The 26,603-nt window shown below is 71.7% G+C and carries 24 protein-coding genes and 1 pseudogene; 20 read left to right on the top strand and 5 right to left on the bottom strand.

The features are described 5' to 3' along the window. Positions 1 to 47 precede the first annotated feature (47 nt). Positions 48 to 1,898: a translation elongation factor 4 gene (gene lepA / locus KZX60_RS03165; RefSeq protein ID WP_248115582.1), complete on the top strand. Its 1,851-nt coding sequence runs from the start codon at positions 48 to 50 to the stop codon at positions 1,896 to 1,898. Continuing rightward, complete coding sequence (gene hemW, locus KZX60_RS03160) at positions 1,899 to 3,188, top strand: radical SAM family heme chaperone HemW (protein WP_248115581.1); 1,290 nt, start codon at positions 1,899 to 1,901, stop codon at positions 3,186 to 3,188. A gap of 18 nt (positions 3,189 to 3,206) precedes the next feature. Here hemW and KZX60_RS03155 read toward each other — a convergent pair whose 3' ends face one another. After that, positions 3,207 to 3,617 (bottom strand): DUF4870 domain-containing protein, encoded by a 411-nt coding sequence (locus KZX60_RS03155; protein WP_248115580.1) that lies wholly within the window; start codon positions 3,615 to 3,617, stop codon positions 3,207 to 3,209. 105 nt (positions 3,618 to 3,722) lie between these two features. Further along, positions 3,723 to 4,583: a DUF3097 domain-containing protein gene (locus tag KZX60_RS03150; protein WP_248115579.1), complete on the bottom strand. Its 861-nt coding sequence runs from the start codon at positions 4,581 to 4,583 to the stop codon at positions 3,723 to 3,725. A 78-nt stretch (positions 4,584 to 4,661) separates the two neighbouring features. On the opposite strand from KZX60_RS03150, the gene hrcA reads away from it, so the two are divergent. The 11 genes from hrcA (at position 4,662) to KZX60_RS03095 (ending at position 15,655) form a co-directional block, all read left to right on the top strand. Then, positions 4,662 to 5,675, top strand: coding sequence for a heat-inducible transcriptional repressor HrcA (hrcA, locus tag KZX60_RS03145; protein ID WP_248115578.1), 1,014 nt, complete (start codon positions 4,662 to 4,664; stop codon positions 5,673 to 5,675). A 49-nt stretch (positions 5,676 to 5,724) separates the two neighbouring features. Then, positions 5,725 to 6,852, top strand: a complete 1,128-nt coding sequence (dnaJ, locus tag KZX60_RS03140; RefSeq protein ID WP_248115577.1) for a molecular chaperone DnaJ — start codon at positions 5,725 to 5,727, stop codon at positions 6,850 to 6,852. Then, positions 6,849 to 7,601, top strand: coding sequence for a 16S rRNA (uracil(1498)-N(3))-methyltransferase (locus KZX60_RS03135; protein WP_248115576.1), 753 nt, complete (start codon positions 6,849 to 6,851; stop codon positions 7,599 to 7,601). The genes dnaJ and KZX60_RS03135 overlap by 4 nt, the downstream gene beginning before the upstream one ends. A gap of 80 nt (positions 7,602 to 7,681) precedes the next feature. Further along, positions 7,682 to 8,704, top strand: coding sequence for a PhoH family protein (locus tag KZX60_RS03130; RefSeq protein WP_248115575.1), 1,023 nt, complete (start codon positions 7,682 to 7,684; stop codon positions 8,702 to 8,704). After that, a complete protein-coding gene (ybeY, locus tag KZX60_RS03125; RefSeq protein WP_248115574.1) occupies positions 8,694 to 9,167 on the top strand; it encodes an rRNA maturation RNase YbeY in 474 nt (157 codons plus the stop codon). The genes KZX60_RS03130 and ybeY overlap by 11 nt, the downstream gene beginning before the upstream one ends. 11 nt (positions 9,168 to 9,178) lie before the next feature. Further along, positions 9,179 to 10,513: a hemolysin family protein gene (locus tag KZX60_RS03120; protein ID WP_248115573.1), complete on the top strand. Its 1,335-nt coding sequence runs from the start codon at positions 9,179 to 9,181 to the stop codon at positions 10,511 to 10,513. Between the two features lie 72 nt (positions 10,514 to 10,585). Continuing rightward, positions 10,586 to 11,548 (top strand): GTPase Era, encoded by a 963-nt coding sequence (gene era / locus KZX60_RS03115; RefSeq protein ID WP_248115572.1) that lies wholly within the window; start codon positions 10,586 to 10,588, stop codon positions 11,546 to 11,548. Between the two features lie 170 nt (positions 11,549 to 11,718). Next, positions 11,719 to 12,111: a hypothetical protein gene (locus KZX60_RS03110; protein ID WP_248115571.1), complete on the top strand. Its 393-nt coding sequence runs from the start codon at positions 11,719 to 11,721 to the stop codon at positions 12,109 to 12,111. A gap of 148 nt (positions 12,112 to 12,259) precedes the next feature. Next, positions 12,260 to 13,990: a 2-isopropylmalate synthase gene (leuA, locus tag KZX60_RS03105; RefSeq protein ID WP_248115570.1), complete on the top strand. Its 1,731-nt coding sequence runs from the start codon at positions 12,260 to 12,262 to the stop codon at positions 13,988 to 13,990. A gap of 7 nt (positions 13,991 to 13,997) precedes the next feature. Further along, positions 13,998 to 14,837, top strand: a complete 840-nt coding sequence (recO, locus tag KZX60_RS03100) for a DNA repair protein RecO (protein ID WP_248115569.1) — start codon at positions 13,998 to 14,000, stop codon at positions 14,835 to 14,837. Next, a complete protein-coding gene (locus KZX60_RS03095; protein WP_248115568.1) occupies positions 14,834 to 15,655 on the top strand; it encodes an isoprenyl transferase in 822 nt (273 codons plus the stop codon). The genes recO and KZX60_RS03095 overlap by 4 nt, the downstream gene beginning before the upstream one ends. Positions 15,656 to 15,665: 10 nt before the next feature. Here KZX60_RS03095 and KZX60_RS03090 read toward each other — a convergent pair whose 3' ends face one another. After that, entirely contained in the window at positions 15,666 to 16,730 is a 1,065-nt protein-coding gene (locus KZX60_RS03090; RefSeq protein ID WP_282442532.1) for an alpha/beta hydrolase, read from the bottom strand. 79 nt (positions 16,731 to 16,809) lie between these two features. On the opposite strand from KZX60_RS03090, the gene KZX60_RS03085 reads away from it, so the two are divergent. Continuing rightward, on the top strand, positions 16,810 to 17,937 hold the full coding sequence (locus tag KZX60_RS03085) for a quinone-dependent dihydroorotate dehydrogenase (protein ID WP_248115567.1): 1,128 nt from the start codon (positions 16,810 to 16,812) through the stop codon (positions 17,935 to 17,937). 124 nt (positions 17,938 to 18,061) lie between these two features. On the opposite strand, the gene KZX60_RS03080 is transcribed toward KZX60_RS03085, so the two are convergent. Then, entirely contained in the window at positions 18,062 to 18,655 is a 594-nt protein-coding gene (locus KZX60_RS03080) for a DUF3043 domain-containing protein (protein ID WP_248115566.1), read from the bottom strand. Between the two features lie 42 nt (positions 18,656 to 18,697). Between KZX60_RS03080 and KZX60_RS03075 the strand changes: the two genes are divergently transcribed. From KZX60_RS03075 to KZX60_RS03050, 6 genes and pseudogenes are all read left to right on the top strand, one after another. Continuing rightward, positions 18,698 to 20,122, top strand: a complete 1,425-nt coding sequence (locus tag KZX60_RS03075) for a dipeptidase (protein WP_248115565.1) — start codon at positions 18,698 to 18,700, stop codon at positions 20,120 to 20,122. A 101-nt stretch (positions 20,123 to 20,223) separates the two neighbouring features. Then, the gene (erpA, locus tag KZX60_RS03070) at positions 20,224 to 20,616 is read left to right on the top strand and encodes an iron-sulfur cluster insertion protein ErpA (protein WP_248115564.1); all 393 of its coding nucleotides are present in this window, start codon (positions 20,224 to 20,226) and stop codon (positions 20,614 to 20,616) included. 300 nt (positions 20,617 to 20,916) lie between these two features. Further along, the gene (gene coxB, locus KZX60_RS03065) at positions 20,917 to 21,819 is read left to right on the top strand and encodes a cytochrome c oxidase subunit II (protein ID WP_248115563.1); all 903 of its coding nucleotides are present in this window, start codon (positions 20,917 to 20,919) and stop codon (positions 21,817 to 21,819) included. Beyond that, positions 21,819 to 23,531, top strand: coding sequence for a cytochrome c oxidase subunit I (gene ctaD, locus KZX60_RS03060; RefSeq protein ID WP_248115562.1), 1,713 nt, complete (start codon positions 21,819 to 21,821; stop codon positions 23,529 to 23,531). The genes coxB and ctaD overlap by 1 nt, the downstream gene beginning before the upstream one ends. Beyond that, positions 23,528 to 23,929 carry a cytochrome c oxidase subunit 4 gene (locus tag KZX60_RS03055; protein WP_248115561.1) on the top strand — a complete coding sequence of 134 codons (402 nt, stop codon included), beginning with the start codon at positions 23,528 to 23,530 and terminating at the stop codon, positions 23,927 to 23,929. The genes ctaD and KZX60_RS03055 overlap by 4 nt, the downstream gene beginning before the upstream one ends. 392 nt (positions 23,930 to 24,321) lie before the next feature. Then, positions 24,322 to 24,600: pseudogene (locus tag KZX60_RS03050) on the top strand (integrase core domain-containing protein); the annotation flags it as partial. Between the two features lie 302 nt (positions 24,601 to 24,902). On the opposite strand, the gene KZX60_RS03045 reads toward KZX60_RS03050, so the two are convergent. Continuing rightward, positions 24,903 to 26,600 carry a cytochrome bc complex cytochrome b subunit gene (locus tag KZX60_RS03045; RefSeq protein ID WP_248115560.1) on the bottom strand — a complete coding sequence of 566 codons (1,698 nt, stop codon included), beginning with the start codon at positions 26,598 to 26,600 and terminating at the stop codon, positions 24,903 to 24,905. Positions 26,601 to 26,603 lie beyond the last annotated feature (3 nt).

Raw genomic sequence — 26,603 nt, 5'->3', positions numbered from 1 at the left:
GTCAGTGTTCCACCCCACCCGTCCCCGAGACTTCCAAGGATGTGCCCGTGTCGCCCCAGGCGTCCCACCCCCCGGCGCCCGCCGCCACCGACCCCTCGGTGATCCGCAACTTCTGCATCATCGCCCACATCGACCACGGGAAGTCGACGCTGGCGGACCGCATGCTGCAGTCCACGGGCGTGGTGCAGCCGCGTGACATGAAGGCCCAGTACCTGGACCGCATGGACATCGAGCGCGAGCGAGGCATCACCATCAAGTCTCAGGCGGTGCGCATGCCGTGGGCGCTGGACGGGACCGACTACGCCCTGAACATGATCGACACGCCCGGGCACGTGGACTTCACGTACGAGGTCTCCCGCTCGCTCGCCGCGTGCGAGGGCGCGATCCTGCTGGTGGACGCCGCGCAGGGCATCGAGGCGCAGACCCTGGCCAACCTGTACCTGGCCATGGAGAACGAGCTCGAGATCATCCCCGTGCTCAACAAGATCGACCTGCCCGCCGCGGATCCGGACCGCTACGCCGCCGAGATCGCCACCCTGATCGGGTGCGAGCCGGAGGACGTGCTGCGGGTGTCCGGCAAGACGGGCATGGGCGTCGAGGCGCTGCTGGACCGCGTCGTCGAGCGGATCCCCGCCCCCACGGGCGACGCCGACGCCCCGGCCCGCGCCATGATCTTCGACTCCGTGTACGACACCTACCGTGGCGTCGTGACCTACGTGCGCGTCATGGACGGCCGGCTCTCCCCGCGGGAGAAGATCCGGATGATGTCCACGGGCGCGGCCCACGAGCTCCTGGAGATCGGCGTGTCCTCGCCGGAGCCCCACCCCTCCCAGGGCCTGTCCGTGGGCGAGGTGGGCTACCTCATCACGGGCGTGAAGGACGTGCGCCAGTCGAAGGTGGGCGACACGGTGACGAATCACGCCAAGCCCGCCGCCGCGGAGATCGGCGGCTACGAGGACCCCAAGCCCATGGTGTTCTCCGGCCTCTACCCGATCGACGGCTCCGACTACCCGGTGCTGCGCGACGCCCTCGACAAGCTCAAGCTCAACGACGCCGCGCTCGTCTACGAGCCGGAGACGTCCGTGGCGCTGGGCTTCGGCTTCCGCGTGGGCTTCCTGGGCCTGCTGCACCTGGAGATCATCCGGGAGCGCCTCGAGCGCGAGTTCAACCTGGACCTGATCTCCACCGCGCCCAACGTGGTCTACGAGGTCACGAAGGAGGACAAGGAGGTCATCACCGTGACCAACCCCTCCGAGTACCCCGAGGGCAAGGTCCTGGCGGTGCGGGAGCCGATGGCCTCGGCCACGGTCATCGTGCCGAGCGAGTTCATCGGCGCCGTCATGGAGCTGTGCCAGGCCAAGCGCGGCAATCTCAAGGGCATGGACTACCTCTCCGAGGAGCGCGTGGAGATCCGCTACTGGATCCCGCTCGCGGAGATCGTGTTCGACTTCTTCGACCAGCTCAAGTCCCGCACCAAGGGCTACGCCTCCCTGGACTGGAAGGCCGACGGCGACCAGGTCGCCGACCTCGTCAAGGTGGACATCCTCCTGCAGGGCGAGCAGGTGGACGCGTTCTCCTCGATCACCCACCGGGACAACGCCTACGCGTACGGCGTGATGATGACGGGCAAGCTCAAGGAGCTCATCCCGCGTCAGCAGTTCGAGGTGCCGATCCAGGCGGCGATCGGCGCGCGCATCATCGCGCGCGAGAACATCCGGGCCATCCGCAAGGACGTGCTCTCCAAGTGCTACGGCGGCGACATCTCCCGCAAGCGCAAGCTGCTGGAGAAGCAGAAGGAGGGCAAGAAGCGCATGAAGATGGTGGGCCGAGTCGAGGTCCCGCAGGAGGCCTTCATCGCCGCACTGTCCTCGGACGGTGCCGAGCAGGCCAAGAAGTAAGTGCCCGCCCTTCCCCTGGGCATGCCGGTGCCCGACGACGGCGCCCTGCCCGCCGACGTCGGCGCGCGGGTCCGCGCGGCCGCGGCCGCCGGTGCGCCGCGTACGTTCAGCCTGTACGTGCACGTGCCGTTCTGCACCGTTCGTTGCGGCTACTGCGACTTCAACACGTACACGGCCGTGGACCTCGGCCCGGGCGCGGCCCGCGGCGACTACGCCGAGACGGCCATCGCGGAGCTCGCCTTCGCCGAGCGCGCCCTCGAGGCCTCCGGCGTGCCCGCCCGCCCGCTGCACACCGTGTTCTTCGGCGGCGGCACGCCCACGCTGCTGCCGGCCTCCCACCTCGTGCGGATCCTCGCCGCGGCGCGGGAGCGGTTCGGGATCGTGCCGGGCGCGGAGGTCACCACCGAGGCGAATCCGGACACGATCACCCCGGAGTACGCCGCCACGCTCGCCGCGGGCGGATTCACCCGGCTCTCGGTCGGCATGCAGTCGGCCGTGCCACACGTGCTGGCCACACTGGACCGCACGCACCGTCCCGCGTCGGTGCCCGCCGCCGTTGCCGCGGCCCGCGCGGCCGGCCTCGAGGTCTCCCTGGACCTCATCTACGGCACGCCGGGGGAGTCGCTCGAGGACTGGCGCGCCACGCTCGAGACGGCGGTCGCCCTCGCGCCGGACCACGTGAGCGCGTACTCCCTGATCGTGGAGGAGGGCACGAAGTTCGGGGCCCGGGTGGCCCGCGGCGAGGTGGACGACGTCGACCCGGACGACCAGGCCGACAAGTACGTCCTGGCCGACCGGATGCTCGCCACGGCCGGCTACCGCTGGTACGAGGTCTCCAACTGGGCGCGGGACCCGGAGGGGACGGGCGTCCACCGGGCGCGGCACAACGTGGCCTACTGGGAGGACCAGGACTGGTGGGGCGTGGGGCCCGGCGCGCACTCGCACCTGGCGGGCGTGCGCTTCTGGAACGCGAAGCACCCCGCCGCGTACGCGCAGCGCCTGGCCACGGGCGTGACCCCGGCTGTGGGCCGGGAGATCCCCGATGCGCCGGCGCGCCGGCTCGAGCGGGTGATGCTCGCCGCCCGCACGTCCACGGGCCTGGGCCTCGCCGAGGTGGAGGAGGGGTTCGCCGCGGCCGGCGACGACGGCGCCCGGCTGCGGGACCTCGTGGCCGCCCTCATCGCGGACGGGCTCGTGGACGGCCGTGCCGCCCTGTCCGGGCGGATCGTGCCGACCCTCGAGGGGCGGCTGCGCAACGACCGGATCGTCCGGGACCTGGCCGGCTTCTGACGACGAGCGCGGTGCGGCTCAGCGCAGGACGCGCAGGTTGAACGGGTAGCGGAAGGGGCGGCCCTTCGACACGTTCGCGGCCCCCATGACGCCGTAGCAGGACATGGCCACCCAGGTGAGGGCGCCGAGGATCGCGAGAATCGGCCCGATGACCGGGAGGGCGCCCAGGAGCAGGAAGAGCACCACCAGCAGCGTGGGCGGCACGGCGAAGTTCAGCGCCTCCTTGGCCTCCTGAGCGGTGAACGGTCCGCGGTCACGGTAGCGCAGCCACACGAGCAACGGTCCGAGACATCCCAGCGCCACGCTCAGGTGCCCGAAGGCGGCGCGGTCTCGGTCCTGCTTCGCGCTGAGGGGTCCGCCCTCGGTGCCGGCGGAGGCCACCCAGGCCGCGGCACGGGGCTGGCCGGTCTGCGGCGGGGTGGTGTTCACGGCGGATCCTCCTGAGGGGCGGCAAGGTCCCGGCTGCACGGGGCGGGCGCGGGGCCCGATCAGTGTAGCGCGGCGACGGGAGGCGGAGCCGGCGCCCCGGCGCGCTCAGCCACGGTCCTCCGCGGTGAGGAAGTCGATGAGCTCCTCGACCCGGCCCAGCAGGGACGGCTCGAGGTCCGCGTACGTGGTGACGTGCGAGAGCAGCCGCTTCCAGCCCAGTCCGGTGGCCTCCTTCGTGCCGTGGGGCCAGCCCAGGCCCTTCAGCACGCCGGTCTTCCAGTCCTGGCCGCGCGGGACCACGGGCCAGGCCTCGATGCCGAGCACGGCGGGCTTGACGACCTGCCAGACGTCCACGTAGGGGTGGCCCAGGATGAGCACGTTGCCGGCCGCTCCGGGCACCCGCATCGCCTCCGCGGCGATCCGCTCCTCCTTCGAGCCCGTCACGAGGTGGTCCACGAGGATGCCCAGGCGGCGCCGGGGGCCGGGGGAGAACTCACGGATCGCCCCGGCCAGGTCGTCCACGCCGTGCAGCGGCTCCACGACGATCCCCTCGAGGCGCAGGTCCTCGCCCCAGACCTTCTCGACGAGCTCGGCGTCGTGCACGCCCTCCACCCAGATCCGCGACGCGCGGGCGGTGCGCGCCCGGACCCCCTCCACGCGGCGGGATCCCGACGCCGTCCGGGCGGGCGCGCGCGACGCCGTCGTCGTCGCGGGGGTGAGGGTGACGGGCTCGCCGTCGATCCAGAATCCGCCGCCCAGGGGGAAGGAGCGGCGGACGCCGCGGCGGTCCTCCAGGACCACCACGTGCACGCCGCCGGAGCGCTCCGTGCGCACGACGGCGCCGGTGAACCCCGAGCCGACGTCCTCCACCACGATGCCGAGGGAGGCCGGCACCTCGGGGGTGCGCCGCGCCGGCGATCGGGTCAGGGAATCGTGGCCCGCGGGGCCCCACGTGCTCCAGTCCATGTCGGGCACGGTACCAAGGGCGGTAGGATTGGCACTTGGATGTGGCGAGTGCCAGACATCGGAGGGAAGGAGACCGTCATGACGGAGCAGCCGCGCCGACTGCAGGTGCTCCAGGCCATCGTGGAGGACTACGTGGCCCTCAGCGAGCCCGTGGGCTCCAAGGCCATCGTCGAGCGTCACGCGCTGGGCGTCTCCTCGGCCACGGTGCGCAACGACATGGCCGCCCTCGAGGAGGAGGGCCTGATCGTGGCCCCCCACACCTCCGCGGGGCGGGTGCCCACGGACAAGGGCTACCGCGTGTTCGTGGACCGCATCTCCGAGGTCAAGCCCCTCTCTCCGGCCGAGCGCCGAGCCGTGCAGGCACTGCTGGACTCGGAGCAGGACACGGAGCACATGATGGAGGCCACCGTGCGCCTCCTCGCCCAGCTGACCCACCAGGTGGCCGTCGCCCAGTTCCCGCACGAGGACGGCTCGACCGTGCGCCACCTCGAGCTCGTCTCCCTGACGCCCACGCGCGTGCTCGCCGTGCTCATCCTCTCCACCGGCCGGGTGGACCAGCGGGTGGTCCCACTCGAGCGCCTCGTGGCGGAGGAGGACCTCGCCGCGCTGCGCCTGCTCCTGCTCCAGGCGATGATCGGCCGAGGGGCCGGGCAGGCCGCCGCCCTGCTGGACGCAGCCGTCACGGGTGTGCCGCCGGAGCAGCGTCCCACGGCGGACGCGCTCGTCGGCGCGGTGCGCAGCCTCCTGGAGGCGGGCCGACAGGACCGGATCGTCATGGCGGGCACCGCCAACCTGGCCCGCTCCAGGGGGGACTTCGGCGCCTCGATCGGACCGATCCTGGAGGCCCTCGAGGAGCAGGTGGTGCTGCTGCGCCTGCTCACGGAGATGGAGCAGGACGCGCACGGGGTGTCCGTGCGGATCGGCTCCGAGAACGCCGGCTCGCTCGCGGACACCTCCGTGGTGGCCGCCGCCTATGCGCCGGGCGCCGTCGCCAAGGTGGGCGTGGTGGGCCCCACGCGCATGGACTACCCCGGCACCATGGCCTCCGTCCGCGCGATCGCCCGCTACCTCTCCCGCATCCTCACCCCCTGACCTCGACGCCCGCGTCGACCCCGACCCCCGCGAAGGAAGTGCCCCCACCGTGTCCGACCACTACGAGACCCTCGGCGTCAGCCGCGACGCCAGCACCGAGGAGATCCGCCGCGCGTACCGCAAGCTGGCGCGCACCCACCACCCGGACGTGAACCCCAGCCCGGAGGCCGCGGAGCAGTTCAAGCGCATCTCCCACGCCTACGAGGTCCTCTCGGACGAGGACAAGCGCCGCAGCTACGACACCACCGGCAACGAGAACGGCTCCGCCGGGTTCGGCGGCGGCTTCGGCGGCTTCGGCGGTGGCGGCTTCGCCGACATCTTCGAGACCTTCATGTCTGCGGCGGGCGGCGCCGGCCGGGGCCCCGCGAGCCGGACGCGCCGGGGCCAGGACGCGCTCGTCACCGCGCAGATCGACCTCAAGGACGCCGTGTTCGGCAGCGAGCAGACCCTCCACCTGGACACGGCCGTGCGCTGCGAGCGATGCGAGGGCTCGTGCTGCGAGCCCGGCACCGACCCCGAGACCTGCGAGACCTGCCACGGCCGCGGCATGGTGCAGCGGCCGATGCGCTCGATGCTCGGCACCGTGATGGCCACCGAGGCGTGCCCGGCGTGCCGCGGCTTCGGCACCGTGATCCCCACCCCCTGCACCGAGTGCTCGGGCCAGGGACGAGTGCGCACGGAGCGCCCCCTCACCCTGCGCATCCCCGCCGGCGTGGACGACGGCACCCGCATCCACCTCGCCGGCCGCGGAGAGGCCGGCCCCGCCGGCGGCCCGAACGGCGACCTCTACGTGGAGATCGCCGTTCGCCCGGACCCCGTCTTCCGCCGCGAGGGCGACCACCTGGCCACCACCGTGACGGTCCCGATGGCCGCCGCCGCCCTCGGGACGAGCATCACCCTCGACACCCTGGACGGCAAGCAGAGCGTGACCCTGGAGCCGGGCACCCAGTCCGGGCACGTGGAGACGCTGCACGGCCTCGGCGTGGGCCGGCTGCGCGGCTCCGGTCGCGGCGACCTCAAGGTGGACGTGGTCGTCACCACCCCCACGGACATCACCGGCGAGGAGCGCGAGCTCCTCACGCGCCTGGCCGAGATCCGCGGCGAGGACGTGGTCCACGGCGCCCCGCAGCAGCGGGGCGTGTTCGCCCGCCTGCGGGAGAACCTGAAGAACCTGTGACCGCGCCGCTGTTCCACCTGGCGGCGGGGGCGCTCGAGGGAGCGGCCGCCGGGGCCACCGTGACCCTCACGGGCTCCGAGGCCCGGCACGCCGCCGCCGCGATGCGCCTTGCCCCGGGGGAGTCCGTGCTCGTCGCGGACGGCTCCGGCCGCCGCGGCCACGGGACGGTGCTGGCCGCCTCCCCCGACGCCGTCGACGTGCGGCTCGACGAGGTGGACGAGGAGCCCGATCCCGCGCCGCGCCTCGTGCTCGTCCAGGCGCTGGCCAAGGGTGACCGCGACCTCATGGCGGTCCAGGCGGCCGTCGAGCTCGGGGTCCACGCCGTGGTCCCGTGGGAGGCGGAGCGCTCGATCGTGCGGTGGAAGGGTCCCAAGGCCGCCAAGGCCCGGCAGAAGTGGGCCGACACCGCCCACGCCGCGGCCAAGCAGGCCCGCCGGGCGCGGGTGCCCGAGGTGCGCGAGCCCGTCTCCGGCACGGGCGCGGCGTCCCTGGCGCGGGAGGGACGCGTGCTCCTCGTGCTCCACGAGGACGCCGCGGACGGGCTGGGTGCCCTTCCGGAGGCCGCGTGGGCCGGGGCCGAGGAGATCGCCGTGCTGGTCGGCCCGGAGGGCGGGATCTCGCCCGCCGAGCTGGACGCGTGCCGGGACGCCGGGGCGCACCCGGTGCGGCTCGGACCCCACGTGCTGCGCGCCTCGACGGCCGGCCCCGCCGCACTGGCCGTGCTCGAGCACCGGCTCGGCCGCTGGTGAGGGGCCCGTCCCGCGCCCGGCCGTCCGCCTAGACTGGACCCGAGCATCCCGCCCCCGACCGAACAGGTGATCCGCCCCTCGTGACCGTTCCCGCCGTCCTCCCCCCGGACTCCGCAGAGGAGTCCGTCCAGTTCGAGACCGCCGACCTCATGGTCCGCGCCTTCGGTCCCCAGGACGCCCTGCTGCGCATCCTCGGCGGCGTGTTCCCGGCGGTGGGCCTGTCCGTGCGGGACCAGCGGCTCGACCTCTCCGGTCCCGCGCCGGACGTCGCCGCGGTGCGCCGCGTCGTGGAGGACCTGCGCTCCATCGCACGCCGTGACGCCGCCGTCACCCCCGAGGTGATGGAGCAGGTGGTGAACCTCGTCCGCGGAGGCCGCGTGGGCGCCGGCGCCCTGCACCTGGACTCGATCCTCTCCGGCCGCGGCCGCAAGATCCGCGCCAAGACGCTCCACCAGCAGGACTACGTCGAGGCGATCGACCGCTCCACCGTGGTGTTCGGGCTCGGCCCGGCCGGCACCGGCAAGACCTACCTGGCCATGGCCAAGGCCGTGCAGGCCCTCCAGGCCAAGGAGGTCACGCGGATCATCCTGACCCGCCCGGCCGTCGAGGCCGGGGAGCGGCTCGGCTTCCTGCCGGGCGGACTCAACGAGAAGATCGACCCCTACCTGCGCCCGCTCTACGACGCGCTGCACGACATGATCGAGCCGGAGTCGATTCCGCGGCTCATGGAGTCCGGCGTGATCGAGGTGGCCCCGCTGGCGTACATGCGCGGCCGCACCCTGAACGACGCGTTCGTGATCCTCGACGAGGCGCAGAACACCACGGGCGAGCAGATGAAGATGTTCCTCACCCGCCTGGGCTTCGGCGCCCGGATGGTGATCACGGGGGACACCTCCCAGGTGGACCTGCCCCGGGGTGTCACCTCCGGCCTGGCCGAGGCCGTGGACGTGCTCGAGGGGGTGGACGGGATCGAGATGGTCCGGTTCGACTCCTCCGACGTCGTGCGCCACGCCCTCGTCAGCGCGATCGTGGACGCCTACGACCACCAGGCAGCCGCCGACGCGCGGACCACGACGAAGGGACGCCGCGGCCGTGGCCATTGAGATCGTCAACGAGTCCGGGATCGACGTCCCGGAGCGGGACCTGCTGGGCATGGCCCGCCACGTCTACGCCCGGCTGCACGTCCACGAGCTGGCCGAGACCGCCGTGACCGTGGTGGACGCGGACCGGATGGCCCAGCTCCACGAGGAGTGGATGGACCTGCCCGGGCCCACGGACGTCATGAGCCTGCCGATGGACGAGATCACCCCCGGCGCCCCCGAGACGCCGAGCGAGGGCGTGCTCGGCGACGTCGTGCTGTGCCCCGAGGTGGCAGCCGAGCAGGCCGCGCGCGGCGGGCACACCCGCGACGACGAGCTGATGCTGCTGCTGACGCACGGCATGCTCCACCTGCTGGGCTACGACCACATGGACGAGGAGGACCGCGTCGAGATGTTCGAGCTCCAGGACCGGCTCGTGAGCGAGTTCCTCGGCCGCCCCGCCCCGGCCCCCACCATCGAGGACTGATCCCGCCCGCCATGTTCACCCCCGTCGCACTCGCCGCGCTCTTCGTCGTCTTCATCGCCTTCACGTGGGTGCTCGCCCTCGCCGACTCCGCCCTCACGTACATCTCGCGCCGCGAGGCCGAGGAGGTCCTCCGCGAGCATCCCGGGTCCCGCATCCTCGAGGTGACGGCGGAACGGGACGCGCACCTCGGCGCCCTGCGCGTGTGGCGGTTCATCACCGAGGCGCTCGGCGCCGTGTGCCTGACGGCCGCTGCCGTGTGGGTGCTGGAGGGCGTGTGGGCCGCCGTCGGGGTGGCCGCCCTCGTGCTCGTGGCGACGGCCGCCCTGCTGGGCGTGTGGGGCCCGCGGCCGATCGGCTCCCGCAACGAGACCGCCGTCGCCCGCCGTACCGCAGGCCTCGTGTGGGGTCTGCGGCGAGCCCTCGGTCCGATCGGCACGCGGCTCGGCCAGGACCGCCGCCGGGGGGACGACGAGGTGAACGAGGAGGACGACTTCGAGGAGCGTCACCTCCGGGAAGTCGTGGCGCGCGCTCACGACGCGGACGTGCTGGCCGACTCCGAGGCCGAGCTCATCCAGTCGGTGTTCTCCATGAACGACACCATCGTCCGCTCCGTCATGGTGCCGCGCACCGACGTCGTCACGATCGACGACGACCACACCCTCGCCCAGTCCATGGACCTCTTCCTGCGCTCGGGCTGCTCCCGCGTGCCGGTGATCGGCGAGGACGCCGACGACGTGCGGGGCATGCTCTACCTCAAGGACGTCACCCGGGCCCTCCACCACGAGGGCGCGGCCTCGGGCGATCCCGTGACCGGATGGATGCGGGACGTGCGCTTCGTCCCGGACTCCAAGTCGGTGGCCGGCCTGCTGCAGGAGCTGCAGCGCGAGTCGACACATGTGGCCATCGTGGTGGACGAGTACGGCGGCACCGCCGGGCTCGTGACCCTGGAGGACCTCATCGAGGAGATCGTCGGCGAGATCTACGACGAGGACGACCTCCCGGACCGCCCCGAGGTCGAGGTGATCGAGCCCGGCGTGTACTCGGTGGACGCCCGCATGGGCATCGGGGACTTCCGCGAGGAGTTCGACCTCCCCGAGCCGGAGGATCACGAGGACGACGACGTCGACACCGTGGGCGGCCTCCTGGCCAAGGAGCTCGGCCGCGTGCCGATCCGCGGCTCCCAGGTCACCGTCCAGGGTCTCGTCATCGTCGCCGCCGCGCTCGAGCCGCGCCGCAACCGCGTGGACCGGCTGCGCGTGATCGAGACCGAGGACCGCCCCCCGCGTGTACGTCGCCGTGACGAGGAGCCGCACGGCTCCACCGCGGTGGACCCTACCGCCCACTGAACCCCTCGGCCTCGCGTGACGGGGCCGAGCGCCATGGCCGGGCGACCGCGCGGCCCGACCCGAAGGATCCCCATGACCTCCCTGCTGCCCCCGCTCGTCCCGGAGGGCCACCGCTCCGGCTTCGCCTGCCTCGTGGGGCGGCCGAACGCCGGCAAGTCCACGCTCACCAACGCGCTCGTGGGGGAGAAGGTGGCCATCACCTCCTCCAAGCCGCAGACGACGCGGCACACCATCCGCGGGATCGTGCACCGGCCGGACTTCCAGCTCGTGTTGGTGGACACCCCCGGCCTGCACCGCCCTCGGACCCTGCTGGGCGAGCGGCTCAACGCCCTGGTGCAGGAGACGCTCTCCGAGGTGGACGTGGTGGGCTTCTGCCTGCCCGCCGACGAGAAGATCGGCCCGGGGGACCGCTTCATCGCCCAGCAGCTGGCCGCCCTGCGCCGCACCCCCGTCGTGGCGATCGTGACGAAGACGGACAAGGCCGACCCGGCGCAGGTGGCCGAGCAGCTGCTGGCCGTCACCGCGCTGGGCGACGAGGTGCTCGGCCCGGAGAACGGCGGGAAGGGCTTCGCCGCGGTGGTGCCGGTCTCCGCGGTGGCGGGCCGCCAGGTGGAGGACGTGGAGACCGTCCTGGCGGAGCTGCTGCCCGAGGGGCCGCCGCTGTACCCCGACGGCGAGCTGACGGACGAGCCCGAGGTGATCATGGTGGCCGAGCTGATCCGCGAGGCGGCCCTGGAGGACGTCCGGGACGAACTGCCGCACTCGGTGGCCGTGGTGGTGGAGGAGATGAACCCCCGCGAGGGGCGGCCGGCGGACCGGCCACTGCTGGACGTCTACGCGAACGTGTACGTGGAGCGCGACTCGCAGAAGGGGATCATCATCGGCAAGGGCGGCTCCCGACTGCGGCAGATCGGCTCCGACGCCCGCAAGGGGATCGAGAAGATGCTGGGCACGCCGGTTCACCTGGACCTGCGGGTAAAGGTCGCAAAGGATTGGCAAAGGGATCCCAAGCATCTTCATCGTCTGGGCATGTGACAGTCACAGACTCCCGTTGGGTGTTGGTTACCCGCTGGCAGTACCGGGGTTGTTCAACAATCCACCGAGGCGTCCCGCCTTCTCATCGTCGTGCTCCTGTGCGTGGCGTGGGTCCGTGGGGCATCGAGCACTGAGCTCAGTCCCGATGGCGTCGTCAACCAGAGGACCCCATGGCTTCTGCTGAGATCACCCACACCCTGTCCGCAGCCCCCGTCTCCCGTCGCAACGTGACCAAGGGACTGGCCTGGTCCTCGCCAGCGGTGGGCATGGTTGCCGCGGCGCCTTCGTACGCGATCTCCGGCACCGCGTGCACGAACGCGGTGCCCACCCAGACGAGCCTGATCTCCACCGCCGGCACAAAGGCCACGTTCCGCGCCACCTCGTCAACCGGGCAGACCTATACCGTCACGGTGACCACCCAGGGCGTCGTGAATGGGCAGACCTACGGGAACCCCTCGGCCCCGAGCGATGTCGCACGGTCCTACAACATGACCGTGGGAAGCATCGCCATCAATGGCGGGAGGTCTGCAACCGGTGACGTATCCTCCGCGCCCACCAGGTGAGACGCATCGGGTCACCTGACCGCCCCGCGCGTCGGGAGGGTATGGAATAGGGGAGAAGCCCGGTCCATCCTGGACACCCCGGCCCGGACAGTCGACGCGTCGGCGGCTCCATCATCCCCGCCGTCGCACAGGAAGAGGTGACGCGCCCATGCGCAATCTGCAGCAGCCCTCGGGCATGAAGCACGGCAAGTACGTGCCGTACCACGAGCAGATCCAGGTGCACCTGCCGGACCGCACGTGGCCGGACAAGGTCATCACCGAGGCGCCCCGCTGGTGCGCCGTGGACCTGCGTGACGGCAACCAGGCGCTCATCGACCCCATGGGCCCGGACCGCAAGCTGCGGATGTTCCAGCTTCTCGTGCAGATGGGCTACAAGGAGATCGAGGTCGGCTTCCCCTCCGCGTCCCAGACCGACTACGACTTCGTGCGCCGCCTGATCGAGGGCGACCACATCCCGGATGACGTCACCATCCAGGTCCTCACGCAGGCCCGCGAGCACCTGATCGAGCGCACCTTCGAGTCGCTCGAAGGTGCCGACCGGGCCATCGTGCACCTCTACAACTCCACCTCCGTGCTGCAGCGGCGCGTCGTCTTCCGCCAGGACGAGGACGGCATCGCGGACATCGCCACCTCCGGCGCCCGCCTGGTGAAGAAGTTCGAGGAGCAGCTCTCCGGCACCGAGATCACCTACGAGTACTCGCCGGAGTCGTACACGGGCACCGAGCTGGAGTTCGCCCGGCGCATCTCGGACGAGGTCGCCACCGTCCTCGAGGTGTCCACGGATCGCAAGATGATCCTCAACCTGCCCGCCACCGTGGAGATGGCCACCCCCAACGTGTACGCGGACTCCATCGAGTGGATGCACCGGAATCTCGAGCACCGGGACGCCGTCATCCTCTCCCTGCACCCCCACAACGACCGCGGAACCGGCGTCGCCGCCGCCGAGTTGGGCTACCTGGCCGGCGCGGACCGGATCGAGGGCTGCCTCTTCGGCAACGGCGAGCGCACGGGCAACGTGGACCTCGTGACCCTGGGCATGAACCTCTTCTCCCAGGGGATCGACCCGATGATCGACTTCTCGGACATGGACCACATCCGCCGCACCGTGGAGTACTGCAACCAGCTCCCCGTCCCCGAGCGTGCCCCCTGGGGCGGCGACCTCGTGTTCACCGCCTTCTCCGGCTCCCACCAGGACGCCATCAAGAAGGGCTTCGAGGACATGGAGCGCCGCGCCGCCGAGGCCGGGACCCACGTGGACGAGCTCGAGTGGGGCGTCCCGTACCTGCCGATCGACCCGCGGGACATCGGCCGCTCCTACGAGGCCGTGATCCGCGTGAACTCGCAGTCCGGCAAGGGCGGCGTGGCCTACCTGCTCAAGTCCGAGCACAAGCTGGACCTGCCGCGCCGGGCGCAGATCGAGTTCTCCCACGTCATCCAGGAGCTCGCCGACGCCCAGGGCGGCGAGGTCTCGGGCGCCGACATCTGGAAGGTCTTCCAGGACGAGTACCTGCCCGCCGAGGACGCCGCGGACCGCTGGGGCCGCTACCGGATCGGCTCCGTGGAGTCCGCCTCGGACGAGGACGGCGGCTTCCGCATGACCGTCGAGCTCGCCGTCGACGGCCGGGTGGAGACCCGCACTGCCTCGGGCAACGGCCCGATCGACGCCTTCCTCGCCATCCTCGCCCAGGACGGCACGGACGTTCGGGTGCTCGACTACACCGAGCACGCCCTCTCCGAAGGCGGTTCCGCCATGGCCGCCGCGTACGTCGAGGCGGCGGTCGGCGACCGCGTCCTGTGGGGCGTCGGCCTGGACCACAACACGACGACGGCCTCCCTCAAGGCCCTCGTCTCGGCGGTCAACCGCGCCATGCGGGCATGATGATCGGGTGACCGGCTCCACCCGGCGCTCCTCGGGGGCGCGGCACGGCGGCTTCGCGGCGAACTCGTATCGCACCGAGGCCATCGTGCTGCGCACCCGGGACCTGGGGGAGGCCGACCGGATCGTCGAGGCGCTCACCCCCGAGCACGGGATCGTGCGCGCCGTCGCCAAGGGCGTGCGGAAGGCGTCGTCGCGCTTCGGCTCCGTGGTGGAGCCCTTCATGCACTCCACCCTCCAGATGGCGCGCGGCCGGGGCGAGCTGCAGACGATCACACAGGCGCAGCTGCTCCACCCCTACGGCAGCGCGCTCGCCGCGGACTACGACGCCTTCACCGCCGCCGCCGCGCTCGCTGAGACGGTCCAGCGGATCGCCGCGGTCGACGACGTCGGGCGGGCGGCCCAGTACCGCCTCTTCCACGGGGCCGTGGCGGCGCTGGCACGCCGGGCCCACGCCCCGCGGATGATCCTCCACTCGTTCGTGCTGCGGTCCCTCGCCCAGGCCGGCTGGGCGCCGTCGTTCTCGGCGTGCGCGCGCTGCGGCCGGCCCGGCCCCCACGCCGCGGTGAACGTCGGCCTCGGCGGGGCGGTGTGCCTGCACTGCCGGCCTCCCGGCTCCACCCACCCGGCTCCGGAGACGCTGGCCCTGCTCGGCGCGCTCGCGCAGGGGGACTGGGACGTCGTGGACGCCGCGGGGGAGACCGCGCAGCGGGAGGCGGCCGGTATCGTGTCCGCTTACCTGCAGTACCACGCCGAGCGGCGGCTCGTCTCCCTGTCCGTCCTGGACCAGGGCATCACGGGCCCGACGCCGCCCCGTCCCGCCCGGCCTCCCGCCGAGAGGAGCGCATGACCGTCCCGCCCAGCCCCTGCCTCACGCCCCCGCCGCATCCGTCGGGCGCCACGGCCCCGCGGATCGACCCGCGCTTCATCCCGCGCCACGTGGCGATCGTGATGGACGGCAACGGTCGCTGGGCCAACCAGCGCGGCCTGCCGCGCACCGATGGCCACCGCGCCGGCGAGGCGGCGTTGCTCGACGTCGTCGCCGGGGCTGTGGAGCTCGGGATCGGCCACGTCTCCGCCTATGCGTTCTCCACCGAGAACTGGAAGCGCTCCCCGGACGAGGTGCGCTTCCTCATGGGGTTCTCGCGGGACGTGCTGCGTCGGCAGCGGGACACGCTGCACTCATGGAACGTGCGGATCCGGTGGAACGGACGTGCGCCACGGCTGTGGACCTCCGTGATCAAGGAGCTGCGCGAGGCCGAGGAGCTCACGCGGCACAACACGGGCACCACGCTGCACATGTGCGTCAACTACGGCTCACGCGCGGAGATCACCGACGCCGTCCAGGCCCTGGCCGAGGAGGTCGCCGCTGGCCGGATGCGCCCCGGCGACATCCGCGAGGACACCATCACGCGCTGGCTCGACCGGGCCTACCGCGCGGGGGAGCGGGGGATCGACGTCACCCCGGACGTGGACCTCTTCCTGCGCACCTCCGGGGAGCAGCGGCTCTCCAACTACCTCCTGTGGCAGTCGGCCTACGCCGAGCTGCTCTTCCTGGACGTGCTCTGGCCCGACGTCGACCGGCGCACCCTGTGGGACGCCGTCGAGGCCTACGCCCGACGCGACCGGCGGTACGGCGGCGCGGTGGACGCGCCCGGCGCGGGCTGAGCCCGGGGCCTCACGCGCGCGGCGGCGCGTAGGCCGACAGCCAGCGCAGGGTCTCCGCCGCGGCGGCCCGCCGGACGGGAGCGGGGGAGGCGAAGACGTCGTGCAGCGCGTCCGGGTGGCGCTGCACCATGACCCGGTCGCCCAGCCGCAGGGCCCGGCGCGCCATGCTCACCGGATTGAGCACGATGTCCGCCGAGCGCATGGCCTCCCCGTAGCGCGTGCCGCGATGTCCCCGCCCGGCCACGTGCACGAGGACCGGCTCCCGGACGTCGAGCCCTGCGGCCACCGTCCGGTGGCCGGCGAGGACGGCGCCCAGCCAGGCGGCCGGCACGTCGAAGGCCCACCGGGGCCGCCAGAGCGGATGCAGGTCCCACTCGCCGTCCGCCGCGTCCGAGAGAGTGCGCCAGTAGTGGTCTATTCGGGGGAGCTTGAGCATGGCGTACGGCTGCAGGGCCGAGACGGGGTCCACCACCGCCCTGGCCATGAGGCGCACGCCCGTGCTGCCCTGCATCTCGAGCCACGGGCTGTTGAGCACGAGGGCGGCGGCCCGGCCGGGGTGCCGGTCCGCCCAGAGCGCGGCGATCAGCCCGCCCGTGGAGTGGGCCAGGAGCACGGGCGGCAGCGGGTGGTCCTCGGCGAGCACCGCGAGAGCGGCGTCGAGGTCGGCGTCATAGCGGGCGAGGTCGTCCGTCCAGCCGGGGGTCTGCCCCGGTCGCAGGGATCGGCCGTAGTGGCGCAGGTCCACCGCGTGGAAGGCGTACCCGGCCTCCTCGAACGCGTGGGCCAGCGGGGCGTTGTAGAAGTAGTCGCTCCAGCCGTGCACGGCGAGGACGGCGCGGCGCCCGTCCCCCCGAGAGCCCCCCGGGCGGACCACTGTGACAAGGTTCTGGCCTTGTTCGTCCACCTCCAGCCCCAGGGTCCGGCGTTCGAAGCCCTCCATCAGGTCCGGCACCCATCCGCCGCCCGGGGCATCCTCGAGCAGGGCCGCGTCCGGGCGGGTCGCGTCCGGGCCGGCGGCGGGGAGGGCGACGTCGTCCGACGTGGGAGGGGCGGAGTCGGGGTCGCCGGAGGACATGGCTCCACTCTAGGCAGGGGGGGCCGGCGGGGATGTCGGTGCCGCTCCGGGGGGAGCCGCCCGTGCGATCATGGGCGGCATGCAGCTGCCCGACCCGAAGACCGGAATCGACGCCCTCCTGACCTCCCGCGCGCCGCGCCTCTACCCGCCGTTCTTCCGCGCCGTGTTCGCCGGCATGGACGCGGAGGACGCCCACCACCGCGGATTCCAAGCGATCCGCGCCGCCGAGCGGACCGGCGCCTCGGCCGCCCTCCGCTCCGCGTTCCGGCCGGATCCGCTGCTCGCCCGCACCGTCATGGGGCTGCGGTTCCCCACGCCCTTCGGCCTCGCCGCCGGGTTCGACAAGGAGGGGCGGGGCACGGCGGCCCTCGCGGACCTCGGCTTCGGCCACGTCGAGGTCGGCACCATCACGGCGCAGCCGCAGCCGGGCAATCCCCGTCCCCGCCTCTTCCGCCTGCCCGAGGACCGGGCGCTCGTGAACCGCATGGGGTTCAACAACGACGGCGCGGCCGCCGTCGCGCCCCGCCTCGCGCGCACGCGGGCCACGCTGGAGCGCCGCTTCGGCGAGGCGCGCCCCGTCCTGGGCGTGAACATCGGCAAGTCCAAGGTGGTGCCGCTCGAGGACGCCGCTGAGGACTACCGTGCCTCCACGCGGCTGCTCGCCCCCCATGCGGACTACCTCGCGGTGAACGTCTCCTCGCCCAACACACCCGGCCTGCGGCAGCTCCAGGAGATCTCGGCGCTCGAGCCGCTGCTGGCCGCCGTGCGGGACGAGGCGGACCGCGCCGTCGCCGGGCGCCGCGTGCCGCTCGCCGTGAAGATCGCCCCGGACCTCGCCGACGAGGACGTGCGCGAGGTGGCCGCCATGGCCGCCCGGCTGGGCCTCGACGGCGTGATCGCCACCAACACCACGATCACGCGCGAGGGACTCACCGCGGACGCGGCGCACGTGGAGTCGCTCGGGGCGGGCGGACTCTCCGGGGCCCCGCTCACGGCGCGCTCCCTCGAGGTGTTGCGGGTCCTGCGCGCAGCCCTGCCCGCGGAGACGGCGGTCATCAGCGTGGGCGGCGTGACCGACGCCGACGACGTCCTCGAACGCCTGGACGCCGGGGCGCAGCTCGTGCAGGGCTACACCGCGTTCCTCTACGAGGGGCCGTTCTGGGCCGGTCGGATCACCGCCGGTCTCGGCCGGTCGCTGCGCGCCTGATCCCTCCGGCTCGAGGCCGGCACCGCTGCAGCCCGGGGGTGCCCCGGCCTGTGCGAGACCCGGACGACGACGGCGCCGCGCCCCTCGCGGGGCGCGGCGCCGTCGTCGTGGCTGACGGAGTGGCTCAGGCGGGGTGCTGACCGCGCTTGACCTGTGGCTTGGGCAGGCGCAGGCGGCGGAACTGCAGCCCCCGCATGACGCCGTACATGCGGGTGCCGGGCTCGGGCGTGCCGAAGCGTGCCGTGAGGCCCCGCTTCACCTGTCGGGAGAGGATCACGCTGTCCACGATCACGAGGGCCACCACCGCGTAGAGGCTCAGCATGAGGATGATCTGGAACTGCTGCCCCGGCACGAGCATGAGCAGCAGGTAGAGGAAGACGATGGGCATGAGCCACTCGCCCACCCCGGTGCGGGCGTCCACGAGGTCGCGGACCCAGCGCTTCTGAGGGCCCCGGTCCCGTGCCGGAAGTCCGCGCTCATCCCCGGTCTCGAGGGCGACGCGCTGGCGCATGCGCTCCTGGCGTGTCGCGTCGCGCTGCGCCTTCTTCGCGGCCTGGCGGTCCGCTGGGACGAGGGGGCGGCGGCGGGCGGCCTCCTGGTCGCGGCGCCGCGGCGTGGGCGTGGACTTGCCCTGTGCGCGGTCGGCGCCGGTGTGGGCGGTCGAGCCGTGGGGGGCCGGGGGCTCGGCGGTCGGGGAGGACTTCCTGCGAGTGAACACCGAGCCAGTCTAGTGCGGCGGGGCCGTCGCTAGGCTGGGTGCATGACCGAACAGATCCCCGCCGCCTCCGCCGGCTCCGTGCCGCAGTCCCTCGACGCCGAGCTCGTGACCGCCGTCCGCGCCGCCGTGGACCGCCGCTTCCCGCAGACCCTCCAGACGCTGAAGGACCTCGTGGCCGTCCCGGGCATCGCCTGGGACTCCGCTCCCCGCGAGAACCTCGAACGCTCCGCCCAGGAGGTCGCCGACCTCCTCCGCGGGGCCGGGCTGCAGGGCGTCGAGGTCGTGACCGAGACGCGCGAGGACGGCCGGCCCGGCGGCCCCGCAGTGCTGGGCGAGCGCCCCGCCGCCGCTGACAAGCCCACCGTGTTGTTGTACGCCCACCACGACGTCCAGCCCCTCGGTGACGAGTCGCTCTGGGACACCCCGCCGCTCACGGCGACGGAGAAGGACGGGCGCCTCTACGGCCGCGGCGCGGCCGACGACAAGGCGGGGATCATGGTCCACATGGCCGCCCTCGCCGCGCTGGACGAGGCCCTTCCCGACGCCGGCGTCGGCGTGCGCGTGTTCATCGAGGGGGAGGAGGAGGCCGGCTCTCCCACCTTCCGCCCCTTCCTGGAGAAGCACCGCGACCGCCTCGCCGCCGACGCGATCGTGGTGGCGGACTCCTCCAACTGGGCCGTGGGGGAGCCGGCGGTGACCACCTCGCTGCGGGGGCTCGTCGACGGCACCGTGACCGTGCGCGTGCTCGACCACGCCGTGCACTCCGGCATGTTCGGCGGCCCGGTCCTGGACGCCGTCGTCCTGCTCTCCCGCCTCGTCGCCACCCTGCACGACGAGCACGGCGCTGTGGCGGTGCCCGGCCTCGAGCCGCGCCACACGGCCTCCCTCGAGTACCCGGAGGACGTGTTCCGCGCCGACTCCGGGCTCCTGGACTCCGTGACCCTCGCCGGGACGGGCGCCCTCGCCGACCGACTGTGGAACGCCCCGGCCCTGAGCGTCATCGGGATCGACGTCCCGAGTGTGGCCCAGTCCTCGAACACGATGCAGCCGCAGGCGCGCGCCAAGTTCTCCCTGCGCCTCGGCCCCGGGATGGACCCTGCGGCGTCCTTCGCGGCGCTCAAGGAGCACCTCGAGGCGCAGTCCGCCGCGGTGCTCGGCGCGGAGATCACCGTGGAGGCGGGCGAGTTCGGCCAGCCCTTCTCCACCGACACCTCCGCGCCCCACGCGGCCGCCATGCTGGAGGCGCTCGGCGCGGCGTGGGGCGTGGAGCCCAAGGAGACCGGCCTCGGCGGGTCCATCCCGTTCACCGCCGACCTCAAGGAGGTCTTCCCGGAGGCGACGATCCTCATCACCGGCGTGGAGGACCCGGACTCCCGTGCACACTCCGCCAACGAGTCCCTGCACCTCGGGGACTTCCGCAACGCGATCGTGGCCGAGGCCCTCTGGCTCGCCGGCCTCTCCCGCTGAGAACCCGCAGCGGGAATGCCCCGCCGTCCGGCGTTGTTGAGCCGGACGACCCCACCGGCGTCGGCATCTCCGACGCCCCCACCCCCAACCAGGAGGTCAGGATGGCACTGTCCGCAGAGGAGACCGGCGTCGAGATCGGCGCCACCGAGGACGCCGCGGGCCTTCCCCCGCACGAGGTCGAGCTCACCGAGGTCGCCGCGAACAAGGTCCGCGCGCTGCTCGAGCAGGAGGGGCGCACCGACCTGCGCCTGCGCGTGGCCGTCCAGCCCGGCGGCTGCTCCGGCCTCATCTACCAGCTCTACTTCGACGAGCGCGTGCTCGAGGGCGACACCGTCCGCGACTACGACGGCGTCGAGGTCATCGTGGACAAGATGAGCGTGCCCTACCTCATGGGCGCCTCGATCGACTTCGAGGACACCATCTCGAAGCAGGGCTTCACCATCGACAACCCCAACGCCGGCGGCTCCTGCGCCTGCGGAGACTCCTTCCACTGATCCGAGGGCGACTCCAGGGACGCGCACGCGGCCCCCGCTGACCCGTGGACGACGTCGGGCCGGCTCCCCACCCGGGGAGCTGGCCCGACGTCGTCGTGATGAGGCGGCCAAGGGGCGATGCGCGGGGGAGACCGGCGGAATCCGCCCGTGTCACGGTGCGGCGATTGGGGCCCGGTCGGCTTAGACTGGCTCCTGAATCATCAGGGCATACCCGGCCCACCTGAAGGGAACCTGCGAAATCTCGCGGGAGTCCGTGGGACGGGGCGCTCATCGCACACGAGATGAAGAGGAAGGCCGTCTGTGAGAGCACACAATGACGCCGGACGTCGGACTCGCCGCCGCCTGAAGAGCGGGGCCGTCGGTGCCGCCGCACTGGTGGTGCTGACCGGCTGCTCCGCCGAGGTCCAGCAGGGCTGGATGCCCGGCACCCGGGAGACCACCAACCACAACGCCGAGCTGATCGATCTCTGGGTGAACTCCTGGATCGCCGCCCTGGTCATCGGCCTGCTCGCGTGGGGCGCGATGATCTGGTGCATGATCGCCTACCGGCGGCGCAAGAACGATCAGGGGTTCCCGAAGCAGACGGCCTACAACGTGCCGATCGAGACCATGTTCACCCTGATCCCGGTCCTGCTGGTCTTCACGCTGTGGGGCTTCAGCGACCGCGTCCAGGCCTCCGTGGACGAGCCCATCGACGACTCGCCGCTGACCGTCACCGTGTACGGCAAGCAGTGGTCTTGGGACTTCAACTACGAGTACGAGGGCCAGCAGGCCCACTACTCCGGCGTGCAGGCCCAGCTCAACGGCGAGGAGGGCGTCCGGGACACGCTGCCGACCCTCTACCTGCCCAAGGACGTGCCGGTGCACTTCGAGCTGAAGTCCCGCGACGTGGCGCACTCCTTCTGGATCCCGCAGTTCCTCCAGAAGCGCGACATGATCCCCGGCAAGACCAACCACCTGTACCTCACCCCGCAGGAGCTGGGCCGCTTCGACGGCAAGTGTGCCGAGCTCTGTGGCGAGTTCCACTCCGAGATGATGTTCAACGTGGAGGTCGTCGACGAGGCGGAGTTCACGCAGAAGCTCGACGAGATGGAGCCGGGCCTGGTGGGCGACGAGTACAACCGCAACCCGAACAACAACCCTGACGGCGCCCGGGAGATGGAGGTCGACCTCCAGACCCCCCGCGGTGGAGGTAACCACTGATGACCACTTACGAGTACGCAACGGATGAGGTGCGCACGCAGGCGCAGCCTCGTGTGGTGCCCCGTTCCCTGGGCAAGATCATCGTCAGCTGGCTGACGACCACGGACCACAAGACGCTCGGGTACATGTACCTGATCACGTCCTTCGTCTTCTTCTGCGTGGGCGGCGTCATGGCGCTCATGATCCGCGCCGAGCTCTTCGAGCCGGGCATGCAGATCCTGCAGACGAAGGAGCAGTACAACCAGCTGTTCACGATGCACGGCACCCTGATGCTGCTCATGTTCGCCACGCCGCTCTTCGTGGGCTTCGCGAACGTGCTGGTGCCGCTGCAGATCGGCGCCCCTGACGTCGCCTTCCCGCGACTGAACGCGCTGGCCTTCTGGTTCTTCCTGTTCGGCTCGCTCATCGCCACCGCCGGCTTCCTCACCCCCCAGGGCGCGGCCTCGTTCGGCTGGTTCGCCTACGCCCCGCTCTCGGACACCACGTTCTCGCCCGGCGTGGGCGGCGACCTCTGGGTCTTCGGCCTGGCGCTCCAGGGCTTCGGCACGATCATGGGCGGCGTCAACTTCATCACCACGATCCTGACGATGCGTGCCCCGGGCATGACGATGTGGCGCATGCCGATCTTCACCTGGAACACCCTCATCACGGGCATCCTGATCCTGATGGCGTTCCCGCCGCTGGCCTCGGCGCTCTTCGCGCTGGGCATGGACCGCCGCTTCGGCGGCCACATCTTCAACCCGGAGAACGGCGGTGCCATCCTGTGGCAGCACCTGTTCTGGTTCTTCGGCCACCCCGAGGTGTACATCATCGCGCTGCCGTTCTTCGGCATCGTCTCCGAGATCGTCCCGGTGTTCTCCCGCAAGCCGATCTTCGGCTACAAGTCGCTCGTCTTCGCGACGACGGCCATCGCGGCGCTCTCCGTGACCGTGTGGGCCCACCACATGTACGTGACCGGCTCCGTGCTGCTCCCGTTCTTCTCGGTGATGACCATGCTCATCGCGGTCCCCACCGGCGTGAAGTTCGTGAACTGGATCGGCACCATGTGGCGCGGTTCCATCACCTTCGAGAACCCCATGCTGTGGACCCTCGGCTTCATGGTGACCTTCCTCTTCGGCGGTCTGACGGGCGTCATCCTGGCGTCCCCGCCGATGGACTTCCAGGTCTCCGACACCTACTTCGTGGTGGCGCACTTCCACTACGTGATCTTCGGAACCGTGGTCTTCGCGATGTTCGCCGGCTTCTTCTTCTGGTGGCCCAAGTTCACCGGCAAGATGCTGAACGAGCGACTCGGCAAGATCCAGTTCTGGATGCTGTTCGTGGGCTTCCACGGCACCTTCCTCATCCAGCACTGGCTGGGCGTCACCGGCATGCCCCGCCGCTACGCGGACTACATGGTGGAGGACGGCTTCCAGGCGATGAACGCCTTCTCGACCGTCTTCTCCTTCGTCCTCGGCGCGTCGCTGATCCCGTTCTTCTGGAACGTGTACATCACCTCGCGCTTCGGCAAGAAGATCACCGTGGACGATCCGTGGGGCTTCGGCGCCTCGCTCGAGTGGGCGACCTCGTGCCCCCCGCCGCGCCACAACTTCCACTCGCTGCCGCGCATCCGCTCGGAGCGTCCGGCGCTGGACCTGCACCACCCGGAGCTGTCGGCGCACTCGCCGCAGCACGACACGGACACGGCATTCGGAGAGAGGGCACACCAGTGAAGGTCAGCGCGAACATCTTCTGGATCATCGGCGCATTCCTGATCGCCGTCGCCACCCTCTACGCCTTCTGGACCGAGTGGACCGAGTGGGCAGGCATCCCCGCCTTCTACGCCCTCGGCGCGATGAGCTGGATGATCGCCTGGTACCTCCGGTCCACCGACCGGAAGTACGGCCTGGGTCCCGCGGATGACGAGGACGGCGAGATCGCCGACTTCGCCGGCACCTACGGCACCTTCGCCCCCTGGAGCTGGTGGCCGCTGGGCCTCGGCATCGCCTGCGCGATCGTCGTGACCGGCCTCGCGGTCGGCTGGTGGGTGTTCTTCATCGGCGCCGGCCTGTCGATCTTCTTCCTCTACGGCTGGGTCTACGAGTTCTCCAAGGGCAAGTACGCCCACTGAGCTCGCCGACGCCGGCACTGGCCGCGGGCCGGATCTCCTCAGGGAGGTCCGGCCCGCGGCTTTTTCGCGTCCCGGTCGCACCAGGGAGCATTCCCCTGCAGTTCGTCCTCCTGATGCACTCCCACCCCCAGCCGTGAGGCCACGCGGCCAGCTGTCCTGACGGGACACGTTGTTCGAGGACTCAGGCGAAGCGTCGGCGCGCAGCGCGGCGGGCGAGGTCGTCAGATCCGCACACTCACCCGACGCCCCTCTGCCGCGGCGAACAGCGATGCTGGGCGTCTTCATCGCGGCGGCGCTCCTCGTGGCTCTGGCTCCATGACACGGGGTCAGCACGACAATGCCGCATAGACGTCTCGGCATGACCGGTCGTCGCGGCCGAGGACGTCGCCGGACAACGCGTCCTGTCGTACAACGGCGGCGCTTACCGCTCGCACCTGTGGCGTGGCACCTGCGGGGCCCTGTCGATCACCCCGGAGCGGACCCGCCCGTACCGTCCGCAGACCAACGGGACGGCAGTGCGCTTCCACCGCACCATGCCCGACGGATGGGCCTACGCCCGCTGCTGCACCAGCGTGCAAGAACGACGCGACGCACTTCCCGAACGGCTGCGCCAGTACGACCACCGCCGCCCTCACATCGCCTGCGGCAGCCATCCGCCCTTCTCAGAATTGATCAACGGCCCCGGTCAGGACAACGAGCGACCACGTCGCCGCCTCTCAGGCCCGTCCGCAGCGCACGAGGGTCGACCTCGGCACGCACCGTCGACGCGGTCGCCCATCCATGCGCCCTCGGTGATCCGTCCTGCGCCCGCGTCGTCCGTCACGACGGGCGCCCCTCGTCGAGCCGGGCAGACGCGGCGGCAGGCCGCCTGACGTCGTCCGCCAGGCGCCAGCGAGCAGTGCAAGGCATGACGAAGGGCCCCGCACACCGATCGGTGCGCGGGGCCCCTCCTGAGGGGGTCAGCTCAGACTGCTCAGCGGCTGATCTCCGGGTTGGCGCCGCCGTCGTGCCCGGCGCCCTCGATCTGGTCCGCATCGCCGTGGCCGCCGTGCAGGCGGGCCTCGACAAGCTCCGCGCGGGAGACGGGAGCGACGCGGTCCTGGTAGAACGCGCGGTTCAGGCCGGAGCGCATCTTCTCCATGCCGGAGACCTTGCCGTTGCGGCCCGGGGTGGCCGGGACCGGGCGGTGCTCGTCGAACGCGACCATGCGGTACATCTCGTAGTCCGTCAGCTGGCGGTGACGCTCGTGGAAGCCGCCGTCGGGGGACATCTCGATGACGCCGGCCTCGTGGCCGTGCAGGACGGTCTCCCGGTCCTTGCGCTGCAGGGACAGGCAGACGCGGCGCGTGATGAGGTAGGCGACCACCGGGCCGAGGAAGAACAGCGCGCGCAGGAAGTACGCGACGTCGTTCAGCGACAGGTGGAAGTGCGTCGCGATGAGGTCCGAGGAGGCCGCGGCCCACATCGTGCACCACATGGTCATGACGGCGACGCCGAACGCGGTGCGCGCCGGGGCGTTGCGCGGGCGGTCCAGGATGTGGTGCTCGCGGTCGTCACGGGTGATCCAGCGCTCGATCCAGGGCCACAGGATGAGGCCCACGAGGATCACGCCGACCGGGATCAGCGGCGCCAGGACGCCCATCGGGAGGGACACGGAGGAGCCCCACGGCATCGGGACGTTCCAGAGGAACGAATAGTCGCCGAGCATGCCGGGCATCAGGCGCAGGGCACCGTCGAACGGGCCGATGTACCAGTCCGGCTGGGTACCCGCGGACACGGGGGAGGGATCGTACGGACCGTAGGTCCAGATGGCGTTGATTGTCACGGTGCCGGCGATGAGGGCCAGCACGCCGAACACGATGAAGAAGAAGCCGCCGGCCTTGGCCGCGTACACGGGGCCGACGGGGTAGCCGACCACGTTGTTCTCGGTGCGGCCGGGGCCGGGGTACTGCGTGTGCTTGTGCACGACCACCATGAACAGGTGGACGGCGATCAGCAGCAGGATGACGGCCGGCACGATCATGATGTGCAGCGCGTACAGGCGGCCGATGACCGAGTAGCCCGGGAACTCTCCGCCGAAGAGGAAGGCGGAGAGGTACGAGCCGACCAGGGGGAGGGCCTTGAGGATGCCGTCGATGATGCGCAGGCCGTTGCCGGAGAGCACGTCGTCGGGGAGGGAGTAGCCGGTGAAGCCGGCGGCCCAGCCGGCCATCAGCAGGAAGCAGCCGACGACCCAGTTCAGCTCACGCGGGCGACGGAACGCGCCGGTGAAGAAGATGCGGAGCATGTGCACGGACATGGAGGCCACGAACAGCAGGGCCGCCCAGTGGTGCAGCTGGCGCATGAAGAGGCCGCCGCGGATGTCGAAGGAGATGTCGAGGGCCGAGGCGTAGGCCGCGGACATCTCGATGCCGCGCATCGGGGCGTAGGCGCCGTCGTACGTGACATGCGACATCGACGGATCGAAGAAGAACGTCAGGAACGCGCCGGACAGCAGCAGGATGACGAAGCTGTACAGCGCCACTTCGCCGAACATGAACGTCCAGTGGTCGGGGAAGATCTTGCGGCCGAAGAACTTGACGATGGGGGACATGCCCATGCGGGTGTCCACGAAGTTCGCCACTCGGCCGGTCGAGGTGGCCGGCTGGAACTCTTTCACTGCGGTGCTCATAGG

The organism is Micrococcus sp. EYE_212 (assembly GCF_023147585.1).
GTDB lineage: Bacteria > Actinomycetota > Actinomycetes > Actinomycetales > Micrococcaceae > Micrococcus.
This window is presented reverse-complemented; position numbering and strand designations above follow the sequence as displayed.

Coding starts and splice junctions, on each gene's coding strand:
- hrcA (WP_248115578.1), top strand. CDS start 4,662: ATGACGGAGCAGCCGCGCCGACTGCAGGTGCTCCAGGCCATCGTGGAG.
- KZX60_RS03110 (WP_248115571.1), top strand. CDS start 11,719: ATGGCTTCTGCTGAGATCACCCACACCCTGTCCGCAGCCCCCGTCTCC.
- KZX60_RS03095 (WP_248115568.1), top strand. CDS start 14,834: ATGACCGTCCCGCCCAGCCCCTGCCTCACGCCCCCGCCGCATCCGTCG.
- erpA (WP_248115564.1), top strand. CDS start 20,224: ATGGCACTGTCCGCAGAGGAGACCGGCGTCGAGATCGGCGCCACCGAG.
- KZX60_RS03045 (WP_248115560.1), bottom strand. CDS start 26,600: ATGAGCACCGCAGTGAAAGAGTTCCAGCCGGCCACCTCGACCGGCCGA.
- KZX60_RS03075 (WP_248115565.1), top strand. CDS start 18,698: ATGACCGAACAGATCCCCGCCGCCTCCGCCGGCTCCGTGCCGCAGTCC.
- KZX60_RS03090 (WP_282442532.1), bottom strand. CDS start 16,730: ATGTCCTCCGGCGACCCCGACTCCGCCCCTCCCACGTCGGACGACGTC.
- KZX60_RS03150 (WP_248115579.1), bottom strand. CDS start 4,583: ATGGACTGGAGCACGTGGGGCCCCGCGGGCCACGATTCCCTGACCCGA.
- KZX60_RS03120 (WP_248115573.1), top strand. CDS start 9,179: ATGTTCACCCCCGTCGCACTCGCCGCGCTCTTCGTCGTCTTCATCGCC.
- ctaD (WP_248115562.1), top strand. CDS start 21,819: ATGACCACTTACGAGTACGCAACGGATGAGGTGCGCACGCAGGCGCAG.
- leuA (WP_248115570.1), top strand. CDS start 12,260: ATGCGCAATCTGCAGCAGCCCTCGGGCATGAAGCACGGCAAGTACGTG.
- era (WP_248115572.1), top strand. CDS start 10,586: ATGACCTCCCTGCTGCCCCCGCTCGTCCCGGAGGGCCACCGCTCCGGC.
- KZX60_RS03085 (WP_248115567.1), top strand. CDS start 16,810: ATGCAGCTGCCCGACCCGAAGACCGGAATCGACGCCCTCCTGACCTCC.